The 24,928-nt window shown below is 61.8% G+C and carries 24 protein-coding genes; 5 read left to right on the top strand and 19 right to left on the bottom strand.

Annotated elements, in window-relative coordinates; genetic code table 11:
* Nucleotides 1–49 precede the first annotated feature (49 nt).
* Nucleotides 50–1,111 carry a DNA polymerase IV gene (gene dinB / locus F7R20_RS24090; RefSeq protein ID WP_003198386.1) on the top strand — a complete coding sequence of 354 codons (1,062 nt, stop codon included), beginning with the start codon at nucleotides 50–52 and terminating at the stop codon, nucleotides 1,109–1,111.
* Between the two features lie 156 nt (nucleotides 1,112–1,267).
* On the opposite strand, the gene F7R20_RS24085 is transcribed toward dinB, so the two are convergent.
* From F7R20_RS24085 to F7R20_RS24070, 4 genes are all read right to left on the bottom strand, one after another.
* Nucleotides 1,268–2,221 carry a hypothetical protein gene (locus F7R20_RS24085; RefSeq protein WP_003198388.1) on the bottom strand — a complete coding sequence of 318 codons (954 nt, stop codon included), beginning with the start codon at nucleotides 2,219–2,221 and terminating at the stop codon, nucleotides 1,268–1,270.
* Between the two features lie 17 nt (nucleotides 2,222–2,238).
* Nucleotides 2,239–3,954 (bottom strand): proline--tRNA ligase, encoded by a 1,716-nt coding sequence (locus F7R20_RS24080; RefSeq protein WP_003198389.1) that lies wholly within the window; start codon nucleotides 3,952–3,954, stop codon nucleotides 2,239–2,241.
* A 129-nt stretch (nucleotides 3,955–4,083) separates the two neighbouring features.
* Nucleotides 4,084–5,643: an AmpG family muropeptide MFS transporter gene (locus F7R20_RS24075; protein ID WP_003198391.1), complete on the bottom strand. Its 1,560-nt coding sequence runs from the start codon at nucleotides 5,641–5,643 to the stop codon at nucleotides 4,084–4,086.
* Between the two features lie 44 nt (nucleotides 5,644–5,687).
* Nucleotides 5,688–6,041: an MGMT family protein gene (locus F7R20_RS24070; RefSeq protein ID WP_003198393.1), complete on the bottom strand. Its 354-nt coding sequence runs from the start codon at nucleotides 6,039–6,041 to the stop codon at nucleotides 5,688–5,690.
* Nucleotides 6,042–6,206: 165 nt separating this feature from the next.
* Here F7R20_RS24070 and F7R20_RS24065 point away from each other — a divergent pair, with 165 nt between their 5' ends.
* On the top strand, nucleotides 6,207–7,214 hold the full coding sequence (locus F7R20_RS24065; protein ID WP_003198395.1) for a DUF481 domain-containing protein: 1,008 nt from the start codon (nucleotides 6,207–6,209) through the stop codon (nucleotides 7,212–7,214).
* 192 nt (nucleotides 7,215–7,406) lie between these two features.
* On the opposite strand, the gene F7R20_RS24060 is transcribed toward F7R20_RS24065, so the two are convergent.
* Entirely contained in the window at nucleotides 7,407–7,616 is a 210-nt protein-coding gene (locus F7R20_RS24060; protein WP_002554837.1) for a cold-shock protein, read from the bottom strand.
* 354 nt (nucleotides 7,617–7,970) lie between these two features.
* On the opposite strand from F7R20_RS24060, the gene dcd reads away from it, so the two are divergent.
* Together dcd and F7R20_RS24050 are read left to right on the top strand one after the other, a co-directional pair.
* Entirely contained in the window at nucleotides 7,971–8,537 is a 567-nt protein-coding gene (gene dcd, locus F7R20_RS24055; protein ID WP_003184751.1) for a dCTP deaminase, read from the top strand.
* A gap of 102 nt (nucleotides 8,538–8,639) precedes the next feature.
* Nucleotides 8,640–8,846 (top strand): hypothetical protein, encoded by a 207-nt coding sequence (locus tag F7R20_RS24050; RefSeq protein ID WP_003184748.1) that lies wholly within the window; start codon nucleotides 8,640–8,642, stop codon nucleotides 8,844–8,846.
* A 36-nt stretch (nucleotides 8,847–8,882) separates the two neighbouring features.
* Here F7R20_RS24050 and pdeM read toward each other — a convergent pair whose 3' ends face one another.
* The 10 genes from pdeM to F7R20_RS24000 all read right to left on the bottom strand — a co-directional run bounded on the left by pdeM (nucleotide 8,883) and on the right by F7R20_RS24000 (nucleotide 22,199).
* On the bottom strand, nucleotides 8,883–9,539 hold the full coding sequence (pdeM, locus tag F7R20_RS24045) for a ligase-associated DNA damage response endonuclease PdeM (protein ID WP_003198397.1): 657 nt from the start codon (nucleotides 9,537–9,539) through the stop codon (nucleotides 8,883–8,885).
* Nucleotides 9,539–12,025 (bottom strand): ligase-associated DNA damage response DEXH box helicase, encoded by a 2,487-nt coding sequence (locus F7R20_RS24040; protein ID WP_003198399.1) that lies wholly within the window; start codon nucleotides 12,023–12,025, stop codon nucleotides 9,539–9,541. Before F7R20_RS24040 ends, pdeM begins: the two co-directional genes overlap by 1 nt.
* A 133-nt stretch (nucleotides 12,026–12,158) precedes the next feature.
* Complete coding sequence (locus F7R20_RS24035) at nucleotides 12,159–12,923, bottom strand: ABC transporter ATP-binding protein (protein WP_003198401.1); 765 nt, start codon at nucleotides 12,921–12,923, stop codon at nucleotides 12,159–12,161.
* A 13-nt stretch (nucleotides 12,924–12,936) separates the two neighbouring features.
* Nucleotides 12,937–14,055 (bottom strand): succinylglutamate desuccinylase/aspartoacylase family protein, encoded by a 1,119-nt coding sequence (locus F7R20_RS24030; protein ID WP_003198402.1) that lies wholly within the window; start codon nucleotides 14,053–14,055, stop codon nucleotides 12,937–12,939.
* 27 nt (nucleotides 14,056–14,082) lie between these two features.
* A complete protein-coding gene (locus tag F7R20_RS24025; protein WP_003198404.1) occupies nucleotides 14,083–14,793 on the bottom strand; it encodes an ABC transporter permease in 711 nt (236 codons plus the stop codon).
* Nucleotides 14,790–15,518, bottom strand: a complete 729-nt coding sequence (locus tag F7R20_RS24020; protein ID WP_003198406.1) for an ABC transporter permease — start codon at nucleotides 15,516–15,518, stop codon at nucleotides 14,790–14,792. The genes F7R20_RS24025 and F7R20_RS24020 overlap by 4 nt, the downstream gene beginning before the upstream one ends.
* 58 nt (nucleotides 15,519–15,576) lie before the next feature.
* Nucleotides 15,577–16,359, bottom strand: a complete 783-nt coding sequence (locus tag F7R20_RS24015) for a transporter substrate-binding domain-containing protein (RefSeq protein ID WP_003198409.1) — start codon at nucleotides 16,357–16,359, stop codon at nucleotides 15,577–15,579.
* A gap of 388 nt (nucleotides 16,360–16,747) precedes the next feature.
* Nucleotides 16,748–18,436: an ATP-dependent DNA ligase gene (locus F7R20_RS24010; protein ID WP_003198411.1), complete on the bottom strand. Its 1,689-nt coding sequence runs from the start codon at nucleotides 18,434–18,436 to the stop codon at nucleotides 16,748–16,750.
* Complete coding sequence (locus F7R20_RS24005) at nucleotides 18,433–19,464, bottom strand: ligase-associated DNA damage response exonuclease (RefSeq protein WP_003198413.1); 1,032 nt, start codon at nucleotides 19,462–19,464, stop codon at nucleotides 18,433–18,435. Before F7R20_RS24005 ends, F7R20_RS24010 begins: the two co-directional genes overlap by 4 nt.
* Nucleotides 19,465–19,748: 284 nt before the next feature.
* The gene (locus tag F7R20_RS24000) at nucleotides 19,749–22,199 is read right to left on the bottom strand and encodes a penicillin acylase family protein (protein WP_028236897.1); all 2,451 of its coding nucleotides are present in this window, start codon (nucleotides 22,197–22,199) and stop codon (nucleotides 19,749–19,751) included.
* A 207-nt stretch (nucleotides 22,200–22,406) separates the two neighbouring features.
* Here F7R20_RS24000 and F7R20_RS23995 point away from each other — a divergent pair, with 207 nt between their 5' ends.
* A complete protein-coding gene (locus tag F7R20_RS23995) occupies nucleotides 22,407–22,964 on the top strand; it encodes a cysteine hydrolase family protein (RefSeq protein WP_003198418.1) in 558 nt (185 codons plus the stop codon).
* Nucleotides 22,965–23,097: 133 nt separating this feature from the next.
* Here the strand turns inward: F7R20_RS23995 and F7R20_RS23990 are convergent, their stop codons facing one another.
* The 4 genes from F7R20_RS23990 to F7R20_RS23975 all read right to left on the bottom strand — a co-directional run bounded on the left by F7R20_RS23990 (nucleotide 23,098) and on the right by F7R20_RS23975 (nucleotide 24,850).
* Nucleotides 23,098–23,301: an SEC-C metal-binding domain-containing protein gene (locus F7R20_RS23990; RefSeq protein ID WP_003198420.1), complete on the bottom strand. Its 204-nt coding sequence runs from the start codon at nucleotides 23,299–23,301 to the stop codon at nucleotides 23,098–23,100.
* A 5-nt stretch (nucleotides 23,302–23,306) separates the two neighbouring features.
* Nucleotides 23,307–23,792 (bottom strand): LEA type 2 family protein, encoded by a 486-nt coding sequence (locus tag F7R20_RS23985; protein WP_003198422.1) that lies wholly within the window; start codon nucleotides 23,790–23,792, stop codon nucleotides 23,307–23,309.
* Nucleotides 23,793–23,861: 69 nt separating this feature from the next.
* Nucleotides 23,862–24,350, bottom strand: a complete 489-nt coding sequence (locus tag F7R20_RS23980; protein WP_003198424.1) for a YchJ family protein — start codon at nucleotides 24,348–24,350, stop codon at nucleotides 23,862–23,864.
* A gap of 2 nt (nucleotides 24,351–24,352) precedes the next feature.
* Nucleotides 24,353–24,850 (bottom strand): DUF6231 family protein, encoded by a 498-nt coding sequence (locus tag F7R20_RS23975; RefSeq protein ID WP_003198426.1) that lies wholly within the window; start codon nucleotides 24,848–24,850, stop codon nucleotides 24,353–24,355.
* Nucleotides 24,851–24,928: the final 78 nt, after the last annotated feature.

Here is a 24,928-nt window from a genome sequence, read left to right as displayed (position 1 = left end):
GGTGCGATACTGGTGGCCCCGATTCGTCGCACACTCTGCTGCTTTATTTATGACGCAACGTAAGATCATCCATGTCGACTGTGACTGTTTCTACGCCGCCATCGAGATGCGCGATGACCCGCGGCTGGCCGGCAAACCCTTGGCGGTGGGAGGTTCGGCGGATCGGCGGGGCGTGATTGCCACCTGTAACTACGAAGCGCGGGCCTACGGAGTGCGCTCGGCCATGTCTTCCGGCCACGCCTTGAAGCTTTGCCCGGACCTCACCATCGTCAAGCCACGAATGGATGCCTATCGGGAAGCGTCGAAGGAAATTCATACGATTTTCAGCGATTACACTGACCTGATCGAGCCGCTGTCGCTGGACGAGGCCTACCTGGACGTCTCCGCCAGTGCCCATTTCGGTGGCAGCGCCACGCGCATCGCCCAGGATATTCGTCGGCGGGTTTCCAACCAGTTGCACATCACTGTGTCCGCAGGCGTCGCGCCGAACAAGTTCCTGGCCAAGATCGCCAGTGACTGGAAAAAGCCCAACGGGTTGTTCGTCATCACCCCCGACCAGGTCGATGACTTTGTTTCGGCCCTGCCGGTCAGCAAGCTCCACGGTGTTGGAAAGGTCACCGCCGATAAGCTGAACCGACTCGGCATCGTCGATTGCCTGCAGTTGCGCCAATGGGACAAGTTGGCGCTGGTGCGCGAATTTGGCAGTTTCGGTGAGCGGCTCTGGAGCCTGGCTCGTGGGATCGATGAGCGGCTGGTGCACAACGACAGCCGACGTCAGTCCATCAGTGTGGAAAACACCTACGATGTCGACCTGCCCGACCTGGTGAGTTGCCTCGCCAAGCTGCCGGAACTGATGGAAACCCTCAACGGACGCATGGCGCGGATCGACAGCAGTTATCGACCGGGCAAGCCGTTCGTCAAAGTGAAATTCCACGACTTCACCCAAACCACACTGGAACAGGCCGGGGCAGGGCGGGACCTGGGCAGCTACCAGCTGCTGTTGACCCAGGCGTTCAACCGGGGCGGCAAGCCGGTGCGGTTATTGGGGATAGGGGTGCGGCTGGAGGATTTGCGCGGTGGGTTTGAGCAGTTGGAGTTGTTTGAGCGGTGAGGCTGACGATGAGCCCCTGCTTGGCGCGGTCCTGTTGGCAAGGGAATCCTGTGGGAGCAAAGCTTGCTCGCGATGGCATCCTTGAGGCCGCCATCGCGGGCAAGCCTTGCTCCCACAGGTCTTGCCCTCACAAAACCCCCTTGCCACAGGGGGATTTCAGTTAACGCCAGGATCCGCCACCAACCGCCCGCCATCCTTGGTCAGTGCTTTCATGAATTCGGCCTGCAACTCCGGATCATTGCGGGTCAGTTCGATCAGGCTCTGTTCCAGTTCGCTGGCCTCTTCTTCAAGTCCCAGCTCCGACAGGCGCTTGACTCGATGTACCCATTGGCTCACCTCGTCATCTTCCAGGTCGTCGTAGATCAACGCGTGGGCTTCCAGCAGCTTGCTGCGCAAGGTGCTGCTGATGCTCAGGGATGAGTCGGTGTGCACTTCGTCCTGGGCATCCGTCACGCTGACCTGCAATTTGCCGAACTGGCTCAGGTCCTGCTCGGCGAACGGGCTTTCCAGCAGGTTCAAGCGCAGCACGCCGTTACGGTCGGTGCTCAGCTCGAAGGTCTGTCGGGCGGCCTTGACCTCCACCGGGCGTTCGCTCCAAGGCAGACTCGAGTGTTCCGTACGCTTGTCGCGCTGGACTTCGTCGATGCCCGCCAGGTTCTGCTGGGCACGGCCATGGGAAGGGACGTTCATGAACGGGTTGAGCCCGGCGAAACCGTAGCTGATCCAGTCACGGGTCACGGTGTCCGGCAGATTGCCGAGGGCGAACACATTGACCACGTTCGCGCCGACACCCGCTACTACCGCTACCGCGCCCAGGGGGATCTCGTAAATTTCCCGCCAGGGTTGGTACGGCGTGTAGCGATCGTAATGGCGAGTGACCTCGAATTCAGTGACTTCGAAGGTCTTCTGCTCATTGATTCGCACCCGACGCTGCGGCAGGTCGAGCACCTTGGGTTCGCCCACGTCGATCTGCAGGCTGTGGTCGAGCAATTTGCGCTCGACCCGCTCTTCGTGCTCGCTGCGTTGTGACATTTGGTTGGCACAGCCGCTGACCAGCAGGGCGCCGCACAGGGCGGCGCCACCGAGGCCTAAGGTGTTTCGCTTGAACATGACGTCTCTATCTGGTGTCAGCGGCGGATACGGGCCTGGAGGAACGACAGCACGTCGGCGACCGGCAGCGCTTGCGGCTCGGCCTCGGTGCGGCTCTTGTATTCCAGGTTGCCTTCGGCCAGGCCACGATCACTGACGACGATCCGATGCGGGATGCCGATCAGTTCCATGTCCGCGAACTTGATGCCGGGGCTGGTTTTCTTGTCGCGGTCGTCGAGCAGCACTTCGAAGCCGGCGGCCGTCAGTTCGGCGTAGAGCTTGTCGGTGGCTTCACGCACCAGGTCGGTTTCATAGCGCAGCGGCACCAGGGCAATCTGGAAAGGCGCCAGCGTGTCGCTCCAGATGATGCCTTTCTCGTCGTTGTTCTGCTCGATGGCGGCAGCCACCACGCGGGAAACGCCGATGCCGTAGCAACCCATTTCCAGGGTGACCGGCTTGCCGTTTTCGCCCAGCACTTCGCACTTCATCGCCTTGCTGTACTTGTTGCCCAGCTGGAAGATGTGCCCGACTTCGATGCCTCGCTTGATTTCCAGGGTGCCCTTGCCGTCCGGGCTCGGGTCGCCGGCCACGACGTTGCGCAGGTCCGCGACGGTTGGAACCGGCAGGTCGCGCTCCCAGTTCACGCCGAAATAGTGCTTGTCGTCGACGTTGGCGCCGATGGCGAAGTCGCTCATCAGTTCCACCGAGCGGTCGATGATGATCGGCAGTGGCAGGTTCAGCGGGCCGAGAGAACCGGCACCGGCACCGATGGCGTCGCGCAGGTCGGCTTCGGTAGCCATGACCAGCGGGCTGGCGACGCCTGGCTGGTTGGCGGCCTTGATTTCATTGAGCTCGTGGTCGCCACGGACGATCAGGGCAATCAGCTTGCCTTCCTCTTCGGCCCGCACGATCAGGGTCTTGATGGTGCGCTCGATTGGCAGGTTGTAGCCTTCCACCAGTTGGGCAATGGTCTTGGCGTTCGGCGTGTCCACCAGGCGCAACTCTTCGGTCGGCGCGGCGCGGGAGGTTTCCCGTGGCACGGCTTCGGCTTTCTCGATGTTGGCGGCGTAGTCGGAGCCATTGCTGAAGACGATGTCGTCTTCGCCGGACTCGGCCAGTACATGGAATTCGTGGGAGCCGGCGCCGCCGATGGAGCCGTTGTCGGCTTCAACCGGACGGAACTTCAGGCCCAGGCGGGTGAAAATGTTGCAGTACGCCTGGTGCATGCGGTCGTAGGTGATCTGTAGCGAAGCCAGGTCGGCGTGGAAGGAGTAGGAATCCTTCATGATGAATTCGCGACCGCGCATCAGGCCGAAGCGTGGACGGATTTCGTCACGGAATTTGGTCTGGATCTGATACAGGTTGATCGGCAGCTGCTTGTAGCTGCTCAACTCGTTGCGCATCAGGTCGGTGATCACTTCTTCGTGAGTCGGGCCTGCACAGAAGTCGCGACCGTGACGGTCTTTGATGCGCAGCAGCTCAGGGCCGTATTCTTCCCAGCGCCCCGATTCCTGCCACAGCTCGGCCGGTTGGGTGCCCGGCATCAACACTTCCAGAGAACCGGCAGCGTCCATCTCTTCGCGAACGATGGCTTCCACCTTGCGCATGACCCGCAGGCCCATCGGCAGCCAGGTGTACAGGCCCGAGGCGAGTTTGCGGATCATGCCGGCACGCAGCATCAACTGATGGCTGATCACGACGGCGTCGGAAGGCGTTTCTTTCTGTGTGGCGAGCAAATATTGACTGGTGCGCATGGTTGGCCGTTGTCGGTTGCTGATGACGAGAAGTGACGGAGCATTGTACGGGCGAGATGCCTTGGCGTACAGGCGCGTGGGCGGTCGCCCGATGCGAACGCCGGTTTCCCCGGCGTTTTCTGAAGTTTCCTACGACTCTTCCGCAGGCCGGGTGGGCGTCGGTTCCGCAGTGGGTGTCGAGCCCTGGCGACGGTTCTCCTGGAACCAGTGCAAGGCGATCAGCAACAGGGTCGGAACGCCCAGCAACGCGGTGATCAGGAAGAAGTTGTGATAGCCGAACTTCTCCACCATCACGCCCGAATAACCACCGATCAGGCGTGGCAGCAACAGCATGATCGAGCTGAGCAGGGCGTATTGGGTGGCGGAGAATTTCAGGTTGGTCAGGCTCGACAGGTAGGCGACGAACGCCGAAGTGGCCAGGCCGGAGCTGAAGTTGTCCAGGGAGATGGTGACAATCAACATCTTCAGGTCGGCGCCCATGTCGGTGAGCATCAGGAAGAGGATGTTGGTGCCGGCCGAGGCGACACCGCCGATGAACAGGATGGGCAGGATACCGAAACGTACGATCAGCAGGCCGCCCATGCCGGCACCGACGAGGGTCATGATCAACCCGAAAATCTTGCTGACGCTGGCGATCTGGTCCTTGGTGAACCCCTGGTCGATGTAGAACACGTTGGCCATGACGCCCATGACGGTGTCAGACATCCGATAGGTCGCGATCAGCCCGAGCAGCAGCAGGGCCTGCCAGCGGTAACGCAGGATGAAATCGTTGACCGGCGTCAGCACCGGTGCCAATCCGCGGCGGCCCACAGCCGACAGGCACAGGGCGGTCAGGATGATATAGAGGATGGCTCGCAGGAATGCGCGGTCTTCGAGCAGCAGGTCGAGCAGGCTGACACCCTCGAACAGCACGCTGGCGAAGTCGGTGTTGTAGAGCTGGGTGAACATCGCCGGGACAGACACCAGCAGCACGATCAGCACGAACACCGACGCCAGTTGATGGGCGAACGAGTAGCGTCCGGCCTGCAGTTGAGTGCGCAGCGGCACCGGCGGTTCGCGCATGAACAGCGAGGTGAGCAGCGCCGGGACCATCAATACGCCGAACAGCAGGTAGGTGCCGGCCCAGGCCGAGTGTTTGTAGCTGAAGCCGGTGGAGCCAAACCCTTCGGCGAAGAACAGGGCGCCAGCGGTGGCCAGCAGTGCCGCGATGCGGTAGCCGGACATGTAGCTGGCGGCGAGGGCGGCCTGGCGGGTGTCGTCGGCGATCTCCAGGCGATAGGCGTCGACGGCGATGTCCTGCGTCGCAGAGGCGAAAGCCACGATAACGGCGATGGCGATCAACCATGACAGGTGTTTCTGTGGGTCGCAGAAACCCATGCCGATCAGGCCGAGGATCACCAGGCCCTGGGAGAGCACCAGCCATGAACGCCGACGCCCGAGTTTACCCAGCAGCGGCAGGCGCCATTGGTCGAGCAGCGGCGACCAGACCCACTTAAAGGCGTATGCCAGGCCGATCAGGCTCGCGTAGCCAATGGTTTCGCGGGCCACACCGGCTTCGCGCAACCAGACCGAAAGCGTGGAAAACACCAGCATGTACGGCAAGCCGGCGGCGAAGCCAAGCAGCAACAGCACGAGCGTCGAGGGACTGGCATAGGCGGCGAGGGCGGCGCGCCAGGTTTTACGGGGCATGGGCTGGAGTCTGCCTCAAAAATTGCGAAAACAAAGCGCGCACTCTAACCGCTGTGCTCTACCGGGCGCCAGCCATGGCGCTGAATATCAACACGATTGTTCAGGACGCTGATCCCTTCCATGCGCAGGCGTGCGCGCTGTTCATCCCCTGAGGCGCTGCCCACCGGCAGGCTGATCCGACCGCCGGCACCCAATACCCGATGCCAGGGCAGTTTCGTGTCGTTCGGCAATTGGCTGAGGGTCCGCCCGACCCAGCGCGCCGCGCGGCCCAGGCCGGCCATTTCAGCCAGTTGACCATAGGTGACCACCTTGCCCGCTGGCACCTGTGCCAGGGTCAGGTAAAGGGTGGTGCGGCGGATTTGGGCGGCGTTCTCGGTATCCAGGGATGCATCAGTCACGTTCAGGCGTCCGAAAAAGAGGGTATGTGGCCGTTTGTAGGTTAAGTCCTGTAAAGCTGGTTGAGAAATGAACTCATTACAAATACTTTGGTCAGTCCTTGCTGAGGTGTCGTCCCGGGGGATAATGCCGCCTTTTCACCGCAAACTTGAGCTCTTTATACGCTTATGTTGTCTAGAACCCTGCTTTGTCTGGCTGTTGCCAGTACCTCCATGCCCTTGCTTGCCGACACCGTCTGGTTGAAGAATGGGGACAAACTCAGTGGCAAGATTACCGTTTTTGATGGCGGCAAGTTGCTGATCCAGACCGATTACGCCGGCGCGATTCCCATCGACTGGAAACAGGTCAAGACACTGGAGAGTGATCAGCAGCTCTTGGTCAAGCAGGATGCTTATACCGGCGAGAAAGCCAAGGCGCTGCATGCGGCCGAGGATGGCAAGGTCACCTTGGCCAACGGTGATGCGCCCAAGACTGTCGATCTGGCCAGTATCCAGCAGATTCTCAAGCCCAAGCCGGTGGTCGAGGATCTGGTGTGGAAGGGCAACATCGATGCCGCGCTGGATTACCAGCGTGCGGAAAAAGATACCGACGACTACGACATCGACTTCAAGACTTCGGCGCGCCACGGCAGATGGCGGCACACCGCCGAGGGTGAATACAACCGTGAGTTCCAGGACGATGTGGTTTCCGCCGATAACTGGCGCCTGGAATATTCCCTCGACCGGTTCCTGACGGACAAATGGTTCTGGCAAGGCCGCCTGAACTACAAGCGCGACAAAGTCGAAGACCTGGCGCGCCAGCGCGTGGTGGGTACCGGTCCGGGTTATCAGTTCTGGGATGACGAGCTGGGCGCGTTCTCGCTGGGCTCGCTGTTGAACCGCACCGACTATGAATACCGCGACGGCGGCAAGGACAACTTCTATTCCGTCGCCATGAAGTGGGACTACAACCGCTACCTGATTGGCAAGCGCGTCGAGTTCTTCACCAACGGCGAAGTGGGCAAGCCACTGTCCGACGTGGCGGATTACGCCTATGACGCTGAAGTGGGGCTGCGCTACAAGGTTACCGATTGGGCGTCGCTCAACCTCAAGGCTGAGAAGGATGTCATTGAAGGCACCGAAGACAGCGACTTGAGCAAGACGCGCTACACGGCTGGGTTTGGCGTGACCTGGTAAACCCAGGCGAGTAACAAATCCTGTGGGAGCGAGCTTGCTCGCGATAGCGGTATGTCAGCAATATGAATGTTGACTGAAGCGCCGCTATCGCGAGCAAGCTCGCTCCCACATTATTTTTTGTGCCTGCAAAACAGACAGGCACAAAAAAGCCCCGCTTTTGAGAGCGGGGCCTTTTACTAAAGCAAGGACAAGTTAGATAACTTGAACTTCTTCAGCTTGCATGCCTTTCTGACCGCGGGTAGCGATGAAAGAAACCTGTTGGCCTTCTTTCAGGCTTTTGAAGCCGTCGGATTGGATAGCTTTGAAGTGAACGAACAGGTCGTCACCGGATTGTGGGGTGATGAAGCCGAAGCCTTTTTCATCGTTGAACCACTTAACGGTACCGGTTTGGCGATTAGACATGGTGTAACTCCTTGAACAAAGATAACTGCGACTCAGGAAGAACCCTGGCCGAGACTGAGTGCAAAGAGCAGGAAAAATTCTTGTAGATGGTTGGATCGAAATTCAACATATCGTGTAGAGATTCTCAGTGACACAAGCAGCACAGTGGCGCCACCTTAACCCTTTTTCCAGAATGTGCCAATGGTCTTTGCGAAGGTTTCTCTTATTTGGTGACTGACGGCGCGGGCGATGGCCGGCAGGACCCGGAAATCAAGGCGGATCGGCGAGATTTGCGTACCGCGCTTTGAACTCGGACCCGCGCCCCAGTAAGATGCCGGACGTATTTTTTCCACCTCGCTATTTCAGGAAACCGCCATGAGCATCAAATCGGACAAGTGGATTCGCCGCATGGCGCAAGAGCACGGCATGATCGAGCCCTTCGTCGAACGCCAGATGCGTGGCGAAGGCGCCGACCGGCTGATCTCCTTCGGTGTCTCCAGCTACGGCTACGACGTGCGCTGCGCCGACGAATTCAAGGTGTTCACCAATATCAATTCGGCCACCGTCGACCCGAAGAACTTCGATGAGAAGAGCTTCGTCGACGTCAAGAGCGACGTTTGCATCATCCCGCCGAACTCCTTCGCCCTGGCGCGCACCGTCGAGTACTTCCGCATTCCGCGCAACGTGCTGACCATCTGCCTGGGCAAGAGTACCTACGCCCGTTGCGGCATCATCGTCAACGTCACGCCGCTGGAACCCGAGTGGGAAGGCCACGTGACCCTGGAATTCTCCAACACCACGACCCTGCCGGCGAAAATCTACGCCAACGAGGGTGTGGCGCAGATGCTGTTCCTGGAATCCGATGAAGAATGTGAAGTTTCCTACAAGGATCGTGGCGGCAAGTACCAGGGCCAGCGCGGTGTGACACTGCCGCGTACCTGAATCTGACGAGCTGTTGGAATTCCTGGGCGGGCAGACACTCTATTGCGTGTACTGCCCGTTTTTGTGCGTCAGCGCAGCGGGCCTTCGCTCAGGAGTTGCTCTATGAAGATCGATCCGCGAATCAGTGCCGAACTGGCAAGGCTTGAGCCCAATCAGATCGGCGTCATGGCCTGGTCATTGCTGGCCCATCCTGTCGAAGCGGCGGGCGGCATCCCTGGCCAGCCCGATCCCGATACCCCCAACGAACAACCTACCGAACCCGGCGAGCCTACCCTGCCGGACGAGCCGCCTCCTGCGCCTGTTGCCTGATGAGACGATGGCCCGCCAGCGATAGCACAGAGTGCTTCAGTTGACGGGCCATATTTCGTTATCGCCGATGACAAAAATTCTGCAATCGCTGTCTTGCTCGACTCGATAACCGCCCGTGAACGCACCGAAGGCCGGCAGCAGGCTGATTTCGCTGCCCAGCCGAAAGCAGGCCAGGCGCAGGCGTTGCCGGCCCTTGCCGCTCAGGTGGTAGACCGGGTGCACGTGACCGGCCAGCACATGGCGGCTGGGGTGTGGGGCAGGCTCGTGTTGCACGGCGAAAGGGCCCAGAAGCAACGGCTCCGGTACGACGCGAATGTTCAGCGCTGGCGGCGGGTCACCGGCGCGTTTGTCGTGGTTGCCACGAATCAGCGTCATGGCCAAGTGCGGATGTCGCTCACGCCAGTCGGAAAGTGCCTTCAAGGTGCCGGGCGCATGAGAGCCGGGACCGTGGAGAAAATCCCCGAGAAAAATCAACTGTCGGCACGGCAGGCTGGCCAGCAATGCATCCAGTACTGCGATGTTGCTGGCGGTGGTGCCGTGGGGCACCGGTTGCCCGAGGCTGCGATAGGCGGCGGCCTTGCCGAAATGAACATCGGCCACCATCAGGGTTTCCTGGGCGGGCCAGTACACGGCTTTTTCCGGGAGCAACCAGAGTTCTTCGCCGGCCAGGCTGATGGGGTAAGGCGCTGGCATCAGGCGTCACCGCGATCGGCAGTCTTTTCCAGTTCGCTGACCATCCGCCGGATGCGGTCGGCGAGCTTTTCCGAACTCATGCTTTCCCGGAATCGCTCCACCTGCAGCGCAAACCCGAGCGGGGTGGGGCGCTTGATCACGTGCAGGTCCAGCTTCAAGGTATTGAGGCGTTGCAAGGTCTGCTCCAGTCGATGGATATCCAATTCTTCGCGCAAGACTTCCTCCCCAGCCTGGGCCAGCAAGAGATTGTTGGCGTCGTATTGCTTGAACACCTGGAAGAACAACCCGCTGGACGCCTGGACTTGCCGGGTGCTTTTCGGCGCACCGGGGTAGCCGGCGAAGACCAGCCCGGCGATCCGGGCGATTTCGCGAAAGCGCCTGAGGGCCAATTCCCCGGCATTCAGGCTCGCGAGCACGTCGGTCAGCAGATGATCGACGCTCAGCAGGCCCGGGGTCAGGTATTGCGACCAATCCACTGCCGTGGCACTGAGCAGTTCCAGGCCGTAGTCGTTGACCGCAATGGAAAATGTCAGCGGCTGTTGCCGGCTGACACGCCAGGCCAGCAGGCTGGCCAGGCCCAGATGAACCTGGCGTCCGGCAAACGGGTAGAGGAATAGGTGCCAGCCTTCCCGGGACTTGAGGGCTTCGGCCAGCAATGTGCTTTGCGTGGGCAAACCGGACCAGCGTTGTTGGGTCAAGAGCAGGGGCTGTACGGCGTGCATCTCCGGGCCCTCGAAGCGGCCCGCGGCGGCTTCGCTCAGACGGGCCACGACGGCGGCGGCCAGTTCGCTGGAGAGCGGCATGCGCCCGCCGTTCCAGCGCGGCACAGCGGCCTTCCTGGCCTGGCTGCGTCGCACGTAGGCGGTCATGTCCTCGACCCGGACCAATTCCAGCAACCGCCCGGCGAACAGGAAACCGTCACCGGGGCGCAGACGGGCGATGAAGCCTTCCTCTACGCTACCCAGGATCTTGCCGCCTCCGCCCTTGCTCCAGAACTTCAATTGCAGGCTGGCATCGCTGACGATGGTGCCGATGCTCATGCGGTGACGCCGGGCCAGGCGTGCGTCAGGCACTCGCCAGATTCCGTGTTCGTCCGGTTCGACGCGTCGGTAATCGGGGTAGGCGGTCAATGACAGGCCGCCATGGCGCACAAACGCCAGGGCCCAGGCCCATTCGGCCGGGTTGAGGTCGCGGTAGGCCCAGGCACCTCGCACTTCCTCGAACAATTCGTCGGGAACGAAGCCGCCACCCAGGGCCATGCTCACCAAGTGCTGCACCAGGACATCCAGCGGCTTGTGGGGCGATTCGCGCGGTTCGATGCGCCGTTGGGCCACGGCGTCCTGCGCGGCGGCGGCCTCGATCAATTCCAGGCTGTGGGTCGGCACCAGCGTCACCCGCGAGGTCCGGCCCGGTGCGTGGCCGGAGCGCCCGGCCCGTTGCATCAGTCGGGCTACGCCCTTGGCCGAGCCGATCTGCAGCACCCGTTCCACTGGCAGGAAGTCCACCCCCAGGTCCAGGCTGGACGTGCAGACCACCGCTTTGAGCTGGCCGTCCTTCAATGCCTGTTCCACCCAATCCCGGGTGTCACGCGACAGCGAGCCATGGTGCAGGGCGATCAGCCCGGCCCAATCGGGTCGCGCCTCAAGAAGCGCCTGATACCAGATTTCCGATTGTGCCCGGGTGTTGGTGAAGACCAGGCAACTGCTGCTGGCGTCGATTTCGGCTACGACCTGAGGCAGCATCTTCAGGCCGATATGCCCGGCCCACGGGAAACGTTCGAGGGTCGGGGGTAACAGCGTGTCGACCCGCAGCGCCTTGCCATCGGCCCCCCGCACGCTGATCCCGTTACCTTGCGGGATCAATACCTGTTCGGCGTGGGCCTGGTTGCCCAGGGTCGCGGAGACGCCCCAGACGATGAGTTCGGGGTGCCAGCGCCGCAAGCGCGCCAGGGCCAGTTGCAATTGCACACCACGTTTGTTGCCGAGCAACTCGTGCCATTCATCCACCACGACCATGCGCAGGGTCGAGACGGCGGCGTGCGCATCGGCCCGGGCGAGGATCAGGGTGAGGCTTTCGGGGGTGGTGATCAGCGTGGTGGGCAGGCGCCGGCCCTGGCGGGCGCGTTCGTTGGCGCTGGTATCGCCGGTGCGCAGGCCGACGCTCCATGGCAGGTGCAGGTCTGCCAGGGGGGCTTCGAGGGCTTTGCCGGTGTCGGCCGCCAATGCGCGCATCGGCGTGATCCACAGGACAGTCAGTGGTTCGGCCGGCGGTTTACGTTTGCGCGGTTTATCCAGCGGCGGTGCCGGCCGTGCGAAACGGTTGAGGGCGGCAAACCAGACGGCGTAGGTCTTGCCGGCACCGGTATTGGCATGCAGCAGCCCGGATTCCCCCCGCTTGACCGCGGCCCATACCTGCTTCTGAAAGGCGAACGGCTTCCAGCCGCGGGCATCGAACCACTGTTTCGCGAAATTGTTGGATGTCGCCATGCCTGCCGTGTGCGCCCTGAACGTCTTCTTTCAGTGACCACGGCGGGATGCGAAAGGTTTTATGCAGGATATCGTGGTAAGCGTCCCTGGCGACATTCCCACGCAGGAGCGTGGGAACGATCGAACCCGAGGTTTATTTCAGGTTGCCACTGAGAAACTGCTTGAGTCGTTCGCTGGTGGGATTGCCCAGCACGTCTTCCGGCCTGCCTTCTTCTTCCACCAGGCCCTGGTGCAGGAACAGCACCTGGTTCGAGACTTTGCGGGCGAAGCTCATTTCGTGGGTCACCATGATCATGGTCCGGCCTTCCTCAGCCAGGCCCTGGATCACCTTCAGTACTTCACCCACCAGCTCCGGGTCCAGGGCCGAGGTGGGTTCGTCGAACAGCATCACCTCCGGCTCCATCGCCAGGGCGCGGGCAATGGCCACGCGCTGTTGCTGGCCGCCGGAGAGGAACGCCGGGTATTGCTCGGCGACCCGTGCCGGCAGGCCGACCTTGTCGAGATAACGACGGGCGCGGTCGTCGGCTTCCTGCTTGCTGACCCCCAGCACCCGGCGTGGCGCCATGGTGATGTTTTCCAGCACGGTCATGTGGCTCCACAGGTTGAAGTGTTGGAACACCATGGCCAGGCGCGTGCGGATGCGTTGCAGTTCGTCGGCGTCGGCCACGTGCATGCCGTGGCGGTCCTTGATCATCTGGATCGGCTGGCCGTCCAGGCTCATGGCGCCGTCGTTGGGTTGTTCGAGGAAGTTGATGCAGCGCAAAAAGGTACTTTTGCCTGAGCCGCTGGCGCCAATGAGGCTGATGACGTCGCCGGTCTTGGCCTTGAGCGAAACGCCCTTGAGCACTTCATGTTCGCCATAGCTTTTATGCAGGCCTTCGATGGTCAGTTTGTACATGGAGCATGCATCCTCAAGGCGAAAGTAGGTAGCCGCTGCGATAGGCTTCGGTGCCGGCGACATGGGCGATCACCATGCCGGCCGTGGCCATGCGGCGTAGCGAACGGGCGTATAGCAGCCCGGCGTTACGGCAATGAACGGGGGTGACGGTGTCGTTGACCGGGTCGATGACTTCCGCGATCAACTGCCCCGCCTCCAGGTATTCGCCAGGCAGGGCGCTGTAGACCAGCAATCCACCCACGGGCGTTGCCACCGGCTCGACAGCGGCCAGCGGCGTGGCCGGGTAAGGCAGCTCGGGCATGGGCATCGGTTCGCCGTCGATGGCGCCGAAACGGATCAGGTATTCGATCAAGGCCTGGCAGTCCAGGCTCGCCAGCCCGTGGTTGACGTCACCCTGGCCACGCAATTCCACGGTGACCGAAAAGCTGCCCAGGGGAATCTCGAAGCGTTCGCCGAAGCGTTCCTTGAGTTGCCACCAGAGCAGGGTGAAGCATTCGTCGAACGACTGGCCGCCCGAATCGGTCGCCAGCAGGCAGGCTTCGGCGCCGATGTAGCGGGCCAGCGGTTCGACCTGTGGCCAGGCTTCGGGTGTGGTGTAGAGGTGGGCCACGGCTTCGAAGTCGCAATGCAGGTCCAGCACCATGTCGGCGTCGCAGGCCAGCCGTTGCAGGGCCAGGCGCAGGGATTGCAATTGCGTGCCTGGGGTCTGCCGGGCGAGGGCGTCGCGCAGGCTGGTGCGGATCAGCATCAGGTTGTGCTGCGGATCGTCGGTGAGCAGGTCCTGGATTTCGTTGCCGATCTCTTCGCTCAGGTCGACGAAGCGGCGGTTGAAGTTCTGCCCGCTCTCGGTTTCGTAGCGGCCCAGGGGCACGTCCATCAGCACTTGTTCGAGGCCGATAGGGTTGGCGACGGGCACCAGCACGATCTCGTGCCGCAGGTGGCCCGACGCTTCGAGTTCGGCCAGGCGCTGCTTGAGGTGCCAGGCGACCAGCATGCCCGGCAGCTCATCGGCGTGCAGGGACGACTGGATATAGATTTTGCCGACGGCTTTTTCCGGGCCGAAGTGAAAGCTGTGGATCTTGCGTGCGGTCCCCGGTACCGGGGCCAGCAGGTCATGGATCTGGTGGCGCATTTGCGTGTGTGTCCTGGAACAAAAGCCCTAGTGGGTCGGCCCGAGAAAGGCCAGCCAGCGGCGTTCGGCGAGGCGGAAGAGGCCCACCAGTGCAAAGGTGACGGTCAGGTAGATCAACGCGGCGATCCCGAACGACTGGAACGTCAGGAACGTCGCCGAGTTGGCGTCCCGGGCCACTTTCAACACGTCTGGAACGGTAGCGGTGAACGCCACGGTCGTCGAGTGCAGCATCAAGATGACTTCGTTGCTGTAATACGGCAGCGAGCGGCGCAACGCCGACGGCATGATCACGTAGGTGTACAGCTTCCAACCGGTCAGGCCGTAGGCCTTGGCCGCCTCGACTTCGCCATGGTTCATGCTGCGAATCGCCCCGGCGAAAATTTCCGTGGTGTAGGCGCAGGTGTTCAAGGCGAAGGCCAGGATCGTGCAGTTCATCGCGTCGCGAAAGAAACTGTCGAGCATGGGCTGGGCGCGCACCGCCGCGATGCTGTAGATGCCGGTGTAGCAGATCAGCAGTTGGATATAGAGCGGCGTACCACGGAACAGGTAGGTGTAGAACTGCACCGGCCAGCGGACGTAGAACTTGGGTGAAACCCGGGCGATGGACAGCGGTATCGACACCAGGAAACCGATCAGCAGCGAGGCGCTGAGCAGCCATAGGGTCATGGCCAGGCCCGTGACGTTGACGCCATCGCTGTAAAGGAATGGCCGCCAGTATTCTTGTAGAAGTTCGATCATCGCACCGCCTCCCGGGCTCCGGCGGCGTAGCGGCGTTCAAGCCAGCGCAGGATGAAGTTGGACGCGCTGGTGATCAGCAGATAGATCAATGCCGCCAGTACCAGGAAGTAGAACAGCTGGTAGGTGCTCTTGCCCGCATCCTGGGCGGCCTTGACCAGGTCGGCCAGGCCGATGATCGACACCAGCGCGGTGGCCTTGAGCATCACCATCCAGTTGTTGCCGATACCCGGCAGGGCAAAGCGCATCATTTGTGGAAACACCACGAAGCGAAAGCGCTGGCCACGTTTGAGGCCATACGCGGTGGCGGCTTCGACCTGGCCTCGGGGGACCGCGAGGATCGCGCCGCGAAAGGTTTCGGTGAAGTACGCGCCATAGATGAAGCCCAGGGTGATCACCCCGGCGCCGAATGGGTCGATCTCGATGTATTCCCATTCCATGAAGTCGGTAAGCGAGGTCAGCCAGGTTTGCAGGCTGTAGAAAATCAGCAGCATCAGCACCAGGTCCGGCACGCCGCGGATCAGCGTGGTGTAGAGCTGGGCAGGGATTCGCAGCAGTTTGACGCTGGACAGCTTGGCACTGGCGCCCAGCAGGCCGAGCAAGACGCTCAGCAACAGGGACAGGGCCGACAGCTTGATGGTCATCCAGGTGCCTTGCATCAGCAACGGGCCAAAGCCCTGCAGGCTGAAGGCGGAGAGCCCCAGATTTTGTAGGAGTTGTTCAAACATGGAAGAAAGCCTTTGGCAGGAGAAAAGCGCCCATCCGAGACCGGATGGGCGCAGCGCATTATTTGCCGCTGTACAGATTCAGATCGCCAAAGTGTTTTTTCTGGATCTCGGCGTATTTGCCGTCGTCGTGTAACGCTTTGATACCTTTATCCAAAAGTGCCTTCAGCTCACTGTTACCTTTCTTGATACCGATCGCGGTCTTGGCGGGCAACAGCTCGCTGTCCACCGGCTTGCTGATTTCATAGCCTTCGCCTTTTGGCGATTTCAGGAAGCCCAATTCGGCCTGCAGCATGTCCTGGATCGCTGCATCGAGGCGGCCGGAGGTCAGGTCGGAATAAACCTGGTCCTGGTTCTGGTAGGCCTGGGTCTTGACGCCGGCCTTGTCCAGCACGGCCTTGGCGTAGGCTTCCTGGATGGTGCCTTGCTCGTAGCCGACGGTCTTGCCTTTGAGCGAGGCAACGTCTTCGCTCAGGCCCGAGCCCTTCTTGAAGACATAGGCCGTTGGGCCGGAGAACAGCTCGCTGGAGAAGTCGATGGCTTTTTCGCGAGCCGGGGTAACGGTCATGGAGGAGATCACGCCGTCGAATTTATTGGCCTTGAGGCCTGGGATCATGCCGTCGAAATCGCTTTCGACCCATTTGCATTTGACCTTCAGCTCTGCGCAGATCGCGTTGCCCAGATCGATGTCGAAACCGACCAGGCTGCCGTCGGCGGCTTTGGACTCAAACGGGGCGTAGGAAGGATCGACACCAAAACGCAGTTCCTTGTATTCCTTGGCCGTGGCGACGCCAGCAGCCATGCACAACGCCAGTGCAGAAAGGGTCAGCAGTGCTTTTTTCATTATTCAATCCCTAAAACCAATATGAGCGCTTGTGGCGCGTAAGTATTGTTACCGGTGAAGGCGAGAACGGTATGACGGCATAAAGGTAGCAATTTCCGAACCAGAGTGCCGAACAAGTGTTTTAAAAGCTTCGACGGCTGGCAACGGAATGCGATGGTGCGCGGGGATGAGCGTACATCAAAAGATGCACCGGGATGGAGCGTGCGTTGTTTGGGAAACACTATGGGGTGAGCAATTATTTGTGGCGAGGGGATTTATCCCCGTTGGGCTGCGCAGCAGCCCCAACAGTCAGTCGCCTCGGAGTGTCAGGTTGTTCATCTCAGGCTTTTTGGGGGCCGCTTCGCAGCCCAGCGGGGATAAATCCCCTCGCCACAAAGAGCGTACCGCGCTATTTCAGCAGGTCCTGAAGCGTTGCCAAGGTATCTGCCTCTTCGACGGTTTTATCCTGGCGCCAGCGCAACATCCGTGGAAAGCGCACCGCGATCCCGCTCTTGTGGCGATTGGACAGGGCGATGCCTTCGAAACCCAGTTCGAACACCAGGGTGGGCGTGACGCTGCTCACCGGGCCGAACTTCTCCACGGTGGTCTTGCGCACGATGCTGTCGACCTGGCGCATTTCTGCATCGGTCAGCCCTGAATAAGCCTTGGCAAACGGCACCAGCGTGCGCTCGCGACTGTCCGGCGGGTTGTCCCATACGGCGAAGGTGTAGTCGCTGTACAGGCTGGCGCGCCGGCCGTGGCCGCGCTGGGCGTAGATCAGCACCGCGTCGACGCTGAAGGGGTCGATCTTCCATTTCCACCACACGCCCATGTCCTTGGTGCGACCGACGCCGTATAGCGCGTTGCGAGCCTTGAGCATCATGCCCTCGACACCGAGGCGGCGAGAGGCTTCACGTTGCCGGGCGAGGTCGAACCAGTCCTGGCCGGTGACCGTCGGCGATGGCAACAACACCGGGCTGTGAACACGGGCGATCAGCGCTTCCAGCCGTTCGCGGCGCTCGGCCTGGGGGCGGCTGCGCCAGTCCTCGCCTTGCCATTCCAGCAGGTCGTAGGCCATCACCACTACCGGGGCATCCTCGAGGATTTTCTTGCCCAGGGTCTTGCGACCGATGCGCTGTTGCAACAGGGCGAAGGGTTGCACCGCCGGCTGCAACGGCGCGTCCGGGTCGAAGGCGTCCCCGGTCACCGGTCGGGCGGTTTTCCACACCACGATTTCGCCATCGATCACGGTACCGTCGGGCAGTACCTGCGCCAGGGCGTGCAGTTCGGGGAAGCGCTCGGTCACCAGTTCTTCGCCTCGAGACCAGACCCATAAATGGCCATCGCGCTTGATCACCTGGGAACGGATGCCGTCCCATTTCCATTCCACCTGCCAGTCGTTGGCCGGTCCCAGCAGGGTGTCGAAATGCTCCACCGGGGCAGACAGGGCATGGGCCAGGAAAAACGGATAAGGCTGGCCGCCGCGCTGGGCATGTTCATCGGCGGATTCGGCCGCGATCAGCTTGAGGTAACTGGCGGCCGTCGGACGATGGGACAGGTCGGTGTAGCCCACCAGGCGTTGGGCCACCCGCTTGCTGTCCAGGTTGGCCATGCCGGCCAGGGCCCGGGTTACCAGCAGTTTTGACACGCCGACGCGAAAGCTGCCGGTAATGAGCTTGATGCACAGCATCAGGCTCGGCCGATCGAGTTGCGCCCACAGCGCCGGGAGCTGTTCAGCCAGGATTTCGGGCGACTCACCGCGCAACGGCAGCAGCTTCTCTTCGATCCACAGCGCCAGGCCTTCATCGGAGCTATGGGGCGATTCGGGTAATACCAGCGAAATGGTTTCGGCCAGGTCGCCCACGGCCTGATAACTTTCCTCGAACAGCCAGAGCGACAACCCGGATACCTGGACCGCCAACTCCCGCAGGATTTTTACCGGCACCAGTTGCCGTGGTCGCCCGCCGGACAGGAAGTACACGGCCCACGCCGCGTCCTGAGGCGAGGCCTTGGTGAAATAGGCTTGCATGGCGGCAAGCTTGGCATTGCTTGAGGTGGTGGCGTCCAGTTCGGCGTACAGCTCGGCGAAGGCTTTCATGACGCCTCCTCACCGCTGTCGGTGGCCGTGGCGAGGTCTTCTTCATCGTCACCGTATTCGGTACTGAACCCCTGGGCGTCGAGGCCTTGCTCGCAGAGATGGCGCACCAGCACGCTTACCGAGCCGTGCGTGACCATCACCCGCTCGGCGCCGGTCTGTTCGATGGCCCAGAGCAGGCCAGGCCAGTCGGCGTGGTCGGACAGCACAAAACCCCGGTCCACGCCGCGCCGCCGCCGCGTACCGCGCAGGCGCATCCAGCCGCTGGCGAAGGCGTCGCTGTAGTCGCCGAAGCGGCGCATCCAGCTGCTGCCACCGGCAGAGGGCGGGGCGATGACCAGCGCCCGGCCCATGATCGGGTCGTTCTTGTTGATGTCGCTGGCATAAATTGTCGGCGGCAGGTGAACACCGGCCTCGCGGTAGACCCGGTTCAGTGGCTCCACCGCCCCATGGGCCAGGATCGGGCCGAGGCTTTCATCGATGCCGTGAAGAATCCGCTGGGCCTTGCCGAAGGAATAGCAGAACAACACGCTGGCTCGGCCGGCGGCGATGTTCCCGCGCCACCACTGGTTGATCTCTTCGAAGATCTGCGCCTGGGGCTGCCAGCGGTAGATTGGCAGGCCGAAGGTCGATTCAGTGATGAAGGTATGGCATTTCACCGGCTCGAACGGGGTGCAGGTGCCGTCAGGCTCGACTTTGTAATCCCCCGACGCCACCCAGACCTCGCCTTGATATTCCAGCCGCACCTGGGCCGAGCCCAGCACATGGCCGGCGGGGTGAAAGCTCAAGGTCACGCCATGATGCGACAGGCGTTCGCCGTAGGGCAGGGTTTGCAGGTTGATGTCCTGGCCCAGGCGTGAACGCAGAATGCCTTCGCCGGGTGCCGCTGCCAGGTAGTGTTGGTTGCCGCTGCGGGCATGGTCGCCGTGGGCGTGGGTGATGACCGAACGTTCCACCGCACGCCACGGGTCGATGTAGAAATCCCCGGGCGGACAGTACAAGCCTTCGGGGCGGGCAATGACAAGATCCATGCAGTCACCGGAGCGATGGGCTTGTCAGGTAGAGGCGAGGGTAAGGGGAGAAGTTCTATCGGATTTTCGGGGGGCAGGATCGGGTGATGGGATGGACAAATGTGGCGAGGAAATCTAGCAAAACGTCGCCCCGCCCCGCTGGCCTGTGGGACTGTAGGAGCTGACGAGTGCAACGAGGCTGCGATCTTTCCCCTTACGCTTGAATCTCAAGCGAAAGATCAAAAGATCGTCCGAACGCGGCCCGAGCCTTCGGCAGCTCCTACAGGGCAATGAACAGCCTGCTGTTATTTGCCAGGCACCAGGGTCAACCGCGACTTGCCATAGCCCCGATCGAAATTCTGCGATTGCAACGGCAGGCTCTGGTACTGCCCCTTGATCCATGGATCGATGCCATTGGCGTAGTTCGGGCTGACCGGGTTGCCGGACTGTCCGGCACCATCCTGGATCATCAACGGTTCAGGCTGGCCGAAGTCGATGATAAAGCGCATGGCTGGCGCCAGGGTGGTGTTGAAGTCCTGCCCCCCAGCGAACGCTGCGGTGTTGAGCGTGCTGGCGTCGCCACCGGCCGGCAGCGGGCCGCGTACGATCTGGCTGTTGCTGTTCTTCCACGCGTAGCGATGCAACTGGCCCCACTGCCAAGCCTTGCGATCACCGCCCAACTGGCTTTCACCGGCGCTGATGGTGGCGGCCAGGCTGCGGGCGAGGATGACGGCCTTGTCTTCTTTCTGAGGTGTGCGCACATCGTCCCAGAACGGGCTGTCTTCACGCCCCAGCAGATGATCGGCCTGGGCCGAGTAGGACAATTGGCCGTTGGCGACCAGCGCCTTCCACGCCGCGCTGCTGTCCGGGCCCAGTTCGTCGAGGAAAATCTGCTTCATGCTTTCCTGCAGGAATAGCTCATAGATCGCCGCGTCGGCGGAGGTCGGGCTGAGCCGGCCATCAAATGCCATCAAGCGAGTGTAGGCCTCGCGGGCCTTGGCCCGGTCAGCCACCGGCAGGGCTTCGATCGCCTGTTTGAGCGGCTGGGCCATGCCCGGTGCTTCGAAGACTTTCTTGAGCTTGGCCGCGAACGTCGTGCCTTGGTCATATTGCATGGCGGTCAGGCTGCGAGTGTCGTGCTTGCCCGCGCCGGCCAGCTCGGCCATGCGTTCGCCACGCTCCGGTGCGGCCCACGAGTTGGACAGCTGCATGCCATAGCCGTGTGGGATGACCCGTTGGTTGGCCGTGCCAAGCCAGCCCTGGGCCGGGTCCTGATCATAAGGGTGCAGCATCGGGTCGGCGTAACCGTCCCAATCGTAGCGACCGTCCCAACCCGGCGACGGCAACAGGCCTTCGCCTTCGCGGCGGTTTGGATAGCGACCGGTGACTTGCCAGCCGATATGGCTGGCGTCGGCAAATACCAGGTTCACCGCCATGGCGCGGATTTCCCGGCTGGCGTCGGAGGCTTTCTCGACGGTCTGCGCCCGGGACAGGTCGAAGAAGGCATCCAAAGTCTTGTCGTCGCTCAAGCTCGGCGTCTGCAAGGCCAGGCCAAAGCCGTTGGCCATGGCCGGGCCCTGGGCGCTGTTGAGCAGCGGGCCGTGACGGGTCTCGAACACCGCTTCACGAATCGGCCGCTGGCCTTTGATGAAATAGGTTTCGTTGCGCACGATCGCTGGCTGCCATTTGCCGTTGACCTCATAGGACAGGCTGTTGCCCTGGCGGCGGATTTTTTCCAGGAACAGGTCCTGGTTGTCCCCCAGTACGCTGGTCATGCTCCAGGCCACTTTGCCGTTGAACCCGGCCAGGATCATCGGGATCCCCGCCACGGAAATCCCGGCCGCCTGGTACTTGGGTGCGCGGATCTGTACGGGGCTCCACAGCCCCGGCATGCCCAGCGGCCCATGGCTGTCGCTGGCCAACAGGCTCTTGCCGCTGCGGCTGCGTTGCGGCGCGATGGCCCAGTTACTCGAAGACGCAGCGCTCAAAAGGTTCAGCTCGGCCAACTGGCTGGTGGCCTTGCTGATCTCGTTCAGGCCCGGAATCTGGCCATTGAGTCGCAAGCCCTGGAGTTTGTCGGCCTCGGCCATGGGCAGTGGTTCGTCTGGATAGGACGGGCTCAGCCAGGCGAGTTTGTCATTGGTGACGGTCTGGGCCAGTACCAGGCTGGCGATTTCTTCCGGCAGGTTGGCTGACTGGCTGAAATTCAGCAGGCAGAACATCAGCGCCGAGTCTTCCGGTTTCCAGTATTCGGGTTTGTAGCCGGTGGCGGCCAGGTCCGACGGCAACTTGTCGCGGTAGCGGAACAGGTAGGCGTTGACGCCGCGGGCATAGACTTCGAAGAAGCGCTTGAGCCGTGGCGAAGATGCCTTGTACAGCTCGTCGGCGTTTTTCTTCAGGTTGACGGCGCGCATGTAGCGGTCGACGTCCAGCCGTTCGGCGCCGGACATCTCTGCCAGCCGCCCCTGGGCCAGTAGGCGCAGGGTCACCATCTGGGTGATGCGATCGCTGGCGTGGACGTAGCCGAGGGTGAACAGGGCGTCATGGAAGCTGTTGCTTTCGATCAGCGGCATGCCCGTGGCATTGCGCCGGACCGAGACGTTCTGCGCCAGCCCCTTGAGCGGTTGCACACCGGAAGTCGGTGGGACAGTGTCCTGGGCATTCCAGGTCTGGCATCCGCTCAAGCCGAGCACACTGGCCACTGCGGCGGCAACGCCGAGCCGGGGGATAAGGGAAATAGAGGCTGGCGAGGCCATGGCAAAGCTCCTGCGGGAGGGGGGGTGGCACCAATAAAGGCGCTACGTTAGTGAGCAGGAGGGGGCCGCGCAAGCGGGGCGAGGGTTATTTGTTGGTTTGGCGATGAAACTCCGGGGCTGGGGCATCGCTTTTGCTCGAAGGCTTGCCTGTAGGAAGAGGTGATGCTCAAGTGTGGAAGATTCAGTGATCGAGAAGAGAAAACTGGTATGGAGCTACAACACAACGCAGCGCTGATCCTCATCGATCAACAAAAAGGCATCCTTCATCCCAGACTCGGCCCTCGCAACAATCCCGAGGCAGAGCTGCGCATGCTCGAGCTACTGGCTTTATGGCGACACACGGCACGACCGGTGATTCACGTCCACCACTTGTCCCGCTCGCCGGACTCGGTGTTCTGGCCGGGGCAGTCGGGCGTGGAGGTCCAGCCACGGTTCGAACCGCTGGCGGGGGAAGGGCTGGTGCAGAAACAAGTACCGGATGCGTTCAGTGGCACGCGCCTGGAGGAAGACCTGCGCAGGGCGGGCATCGGGCAACTGGTGATCGTCGGCGTGGCGACGCACAACTCGGTGGAGTCCACGGCGCGTACGGCCGGCAACCTGGGATTCGACACGTGGGTGGTCGAGGATGCCTGCTTTACCTTCGACAAGAGCGATTACTTCGGCAACGCCCGTTCGGCGGCCGACGTGCATGCCATGTCCCTGGGCAACTTGCATGGCGAGTATGCGACGGTGGTTGCTGTGAAGCGGATTTTGCAGGCGGGCTGACAGACAGGTGCTGAATGTGCCGGCCTCATCGCGAGCAGGCTCGCTCCCACATTGATTCTTCGCAAATCTCCTGTGGGAGCGAGCTTGCTCGCGATGACGGTCTAGCAGGCGAAAAGGTTTTTCGCCCGGACCCTCAAGCCCCGTGGCACTTCTTGAATTTCTTGCCATTGCCGCACGGGCAAGGGTCGTTGCGGCCGACATCCTTCAGGGCGTTGCGCACCGGTTCCTGGTGGGCGTGGCCGCAGTTCGGACCGTGGACATGGCCGTGGTCATGATCGTGATGATGGTCGTGATCGTGGTTGCAATCAGGGCCATGGACGTGGGGTTGTTGGGTCATCGGGGTTACTCCGCAATAAAATCGGCGGCGATTATCACGCCATTGCGTTCCAGGTGCACGTAGTGAGCGATGAATAATCCGGTTTCCAGCTCACCTTCCAGACGATAGGGGATCTGTTCCCGGGGTTTCTCCAGCAACTTCACCACCTGCCGCACCTGCGGCCACAGGTTGGTGCGGATCGGCACCTTGAAGTAGGCGCTGTGCCGGGGGCTCACGGTGAACCAGTGTTCATGCTCACCTTCGGTCAGCAACAGGTCGCCCAGGTGGATGCGGTATGTCAGGCCGCGAACGGTCAGGTCGCTGTCGCCGGGGTTATCGACGCGAAAGTGCAGCATGAACTTCTGTTCCAGCAGCCGGGCCCGCACCACCTCGACCTTGACCAGGTGCACCTGTGGTTCAGGGGCTTCTTCACCTTGCCAGGACGCGCAACCGCCGAGCCCGACGAACAGCAGCAGGCAGGTGATGCGCAGCAGGAGTGATGTGGCGGTCATGTCCGAGCCTCTGGTTTACCCCCAGTCTAGCCCCATGGGCCGATGGATGAGTGTCGGACATTTGCGAGATCAACGATTGAAGTAGCCGGCGCAGCACTTTTTGAATTTATGCCCGCTACCGCAAGGGCAGCCGTCGTTGCGGCCGGTCTTGACCGGTACGGTCGGGTCGATGAAGTACCAGCGCCCGCTGTTCTGTACGAAGGAGGACTGCTCGCGGTGGCTGTGCTCGCCCTGGCCGTCGTGCCAGCGTGCCGTGAACGTGACAAAGGCGTGTTCCGGTTGACCACCGAGCACTTCGCTGCTTTCCACTTCCAGCCCCAACCAGGTGCTGTTGGCGCTCCACTCGCTGATCGACTGGCGATCGAGGCCTGGCTGCTGGGCGGGCAGGGTGGTGGCGACCAGGTAATCAACCAGCCCCAGCACATAGGCGCTGTAGCGCGAGCGCATCAAGGCTTCGGCGCAGGGCGCCGGGTGACCGTCGTGGTAGTGGCCGCAGCAGGCGTCCAGTGGGTTTCCACTGCCGCAGGGGCAAATGGGTGTGTGCGGGCTTGTGTTCACGGTTACCACCAGTATTTTCCAAAATTTTCCGGGTTGGCCCAAAAGCGCGAGTTGAGCCAGTCGGGGACCTGTTTGTATTCAAGCAGATCGTAGGTAAACAGGGTCAGGACCTGATCTTCGCGCTGGAATCGCTCGCTGGCTTGCAGGGCCAGGGAAAAAAAGTCCGTCTCTTGCCAGCCGCAGGCGTTGAGGTCTGCCAGCACGGCGATGCGGCTGGCATTGAGATTGCGGATGCCACCCAACAGGTTCAGACCCTCGCGCTTGGGCAAATGCTCCAGGCAATCGAGCGCCAGGGCCAGGTCAAAACGCCGCGCCGCCACCTCCGTCGGCAGTGCGCCGGGGCTGGCGTGGACCACTTCGGTGTCGGGATGGGCCTGCTGGAATGCTTCGAGCGCGGGAAAGCCGCTGGCACCGATCAATAGCAGTTTTTGCGGGGCATAACGGTCAAGCACGGCCGCCAAGGCTTGCTGGGGCGTACGCGCAGAAATGGCAACGGTCATCGAAGTTCCTCAGTCAGAACCACCACGATAGCCTGCCCGGACATCGTGGCCTAGAGCGGTTTGTCCCTGAACGTGCGG

Source organism: Pseudomonas brassicacearum subsp. brassicacearum (genome assembly GCF_008801605.1).
Lineage (GTDB): Bacteria > Pseudomonadota > Gammaproteobacteria > Pseudomonadales > Pseudomonadaceae > Aquipseudomonas > Aquipseudomonas brassicacearum.
Note: the sequence above shows the minus strand (reverse complement) of the source record. Positions and strands in the feature narration are given on the sequence as shown.

Excerpts from the sequence above, each read along its gene's own strand:
- F7R20_RS24030 (WP_003198402.1), bottom strand. The coding sequence starts at position 14,055 with ATGCGCCACCAGATCCATGACCTGCTGGCCCCGGTACCGGGGACCGCA.
- F7R20_RS24040 (WP_003198399.1), bottom strand. The coding sequence starts at position 12,025 with ATGGCGACATCCAACAATTTCGCGAAACAGTGGTTCGATGCCCGCGGC.
- F7R20_RS24085 (WP_003198388.1), bottom strand. The coding sequence starts at position 2,221 with ATGTTCAAGCGAAACACCTTAGGCCTCGGTGGCGCCGCCCTGTGCGGC.
- F7R20_RS24060 (WP_002554837.1), bottom strand. The coding sequence starts at position 7,616 with ATGTCTAATCGCCAAACCGGTACCGTTAAGTGGTTCAACGATGAAAAA.
- pdeM (WP_003198397.1), bottom strand. The coding sequence starts at position 9,539 with ATGCCAGCGCCTTACCCCATCAGCCTGGCCGGCGAAGAACTCTGGTTG.
- dinB (WP_003198386.1), top strand. The coding sequence starts at position 50 with ATGACGCAACGTAAGATCATCCATGTCGACTGTGACTGTTTCTACGCC.
- F7R20_RS23975 (WP_003198426.1), bottom strand. The coding sequence starts at position 24,850 with ATGACCGTTGCCATTTCTGCGCGTACGCCCCAGCAAGCCTTGGCGGCC.
- F7R20_RS24010 (WP_003198411.1), bottom strand. The coding sequence starts at position 18,436 with ATGAAAGCCTTCGCCGAGCTGTACGCCGAACTGGACGCCACCACCTCA.
- F7R20_RS23985 (WP_003198422.1), bottom strand. The coding sequence starts at position 23,792 with ATGACCGCCACATCACTCCTGCTGCGCATCACCTGCCTGCTGCTGTTC.
- F7R20_RS24035 (WP_003198401.1), bottom strand. The coding sequence starts at position 12,923 with ATGTACAAACTGACCATCGAAGGCCTGCATAAAAGCTATGGCGAACAT.
- F7R20_RS23995 (WP_003198418.1), top strand. The coding sequence starts at position 22,407 with ATGGAGCTACAACACAACGCAGCGCTGATCCTCATCGATCAACAAAAA.
- F7R20_RS24005 (WP_003198413.1), bottom strand. The coding sequence starts at position 19,464 with ATGGATCTTGTCATTGCCCGCCCCGAAGGCTTGTACTGTCCGCCCGGG.
- F7R20_RS24015 (WP_003198409.1), bottom strand. The coding sequence starts at position 16,359 with ATGAAAAAAGCACTGCTGACCCTTTCTGCACTGGCGTTGTGCATGGCT.
- F7R20_RS24075 (WP_003198391.1), bottom strand. The coding sequence starts at position 5,643 with ATGCCCCGTAAAACCTGGCGCGCCGCCCTCGCCGCCTATGCCAGTCCC.
- F7R20_RS24050 (WP_003184748.1), top strand. The coding sequence starts at position 8,640 with ATGAAGATCGATCCGCGAATCAGTGCCGAACTGGCAAGGCTTGAGCCC.
- dcd (WP_003184751.1), top strand. The coding sequence starts at position 7,971 with ATGAGCATCAAATCGGACAAGTGGATTCGCCGCATGGCGCAAGAGCAC.
- F7R20_RS24000 (WP_028236897.1), bottom strand. The coding sequence starts at position 22,199 with ATGGCCTCGCCAGCCTCTATTTCCCTTATCCCCCGGCTCGGCGTTGCC.
- F7R20_RS24080 (WP_003198389.1), bottom strand. The coding sequence starts at position 3,954 with ATGCGCACCAGTCAATATTTGCTCGCCACACAGAAAGAAACGCCTTCC.
- F7R20_RS23990 (WP_003198420.1), bottom strand. The coding sequence starts at position 23,301 with ATGACCCAACAACCCCACGTCCATGGCCCTGATTGCAACCACGATCAC.
- F7R20_RS24065 (WP_003198395.1), top strand. The coding sequence starts at position 6,207 with ATGTTGTCTAGAACCCTGCTTTGTCTGGCTGTTGCCAGTACCTCCATG.
- F7R20_RS24025 (WP_003198404.1), bottom strand. The coding sequence starts at position 14,793 with ATGATCGAACTTCTACAAGAATACTGGCGGCCATTCCTTTACAGCGAT.
- F7R20_RS24020 (WP_003198406.1), bottom strand. The coding sequence starts at position 15,518 with ATGTTTGAACAACTCCTACAAAATCTGGGGCTCTCCGCCTTCAGCCTG.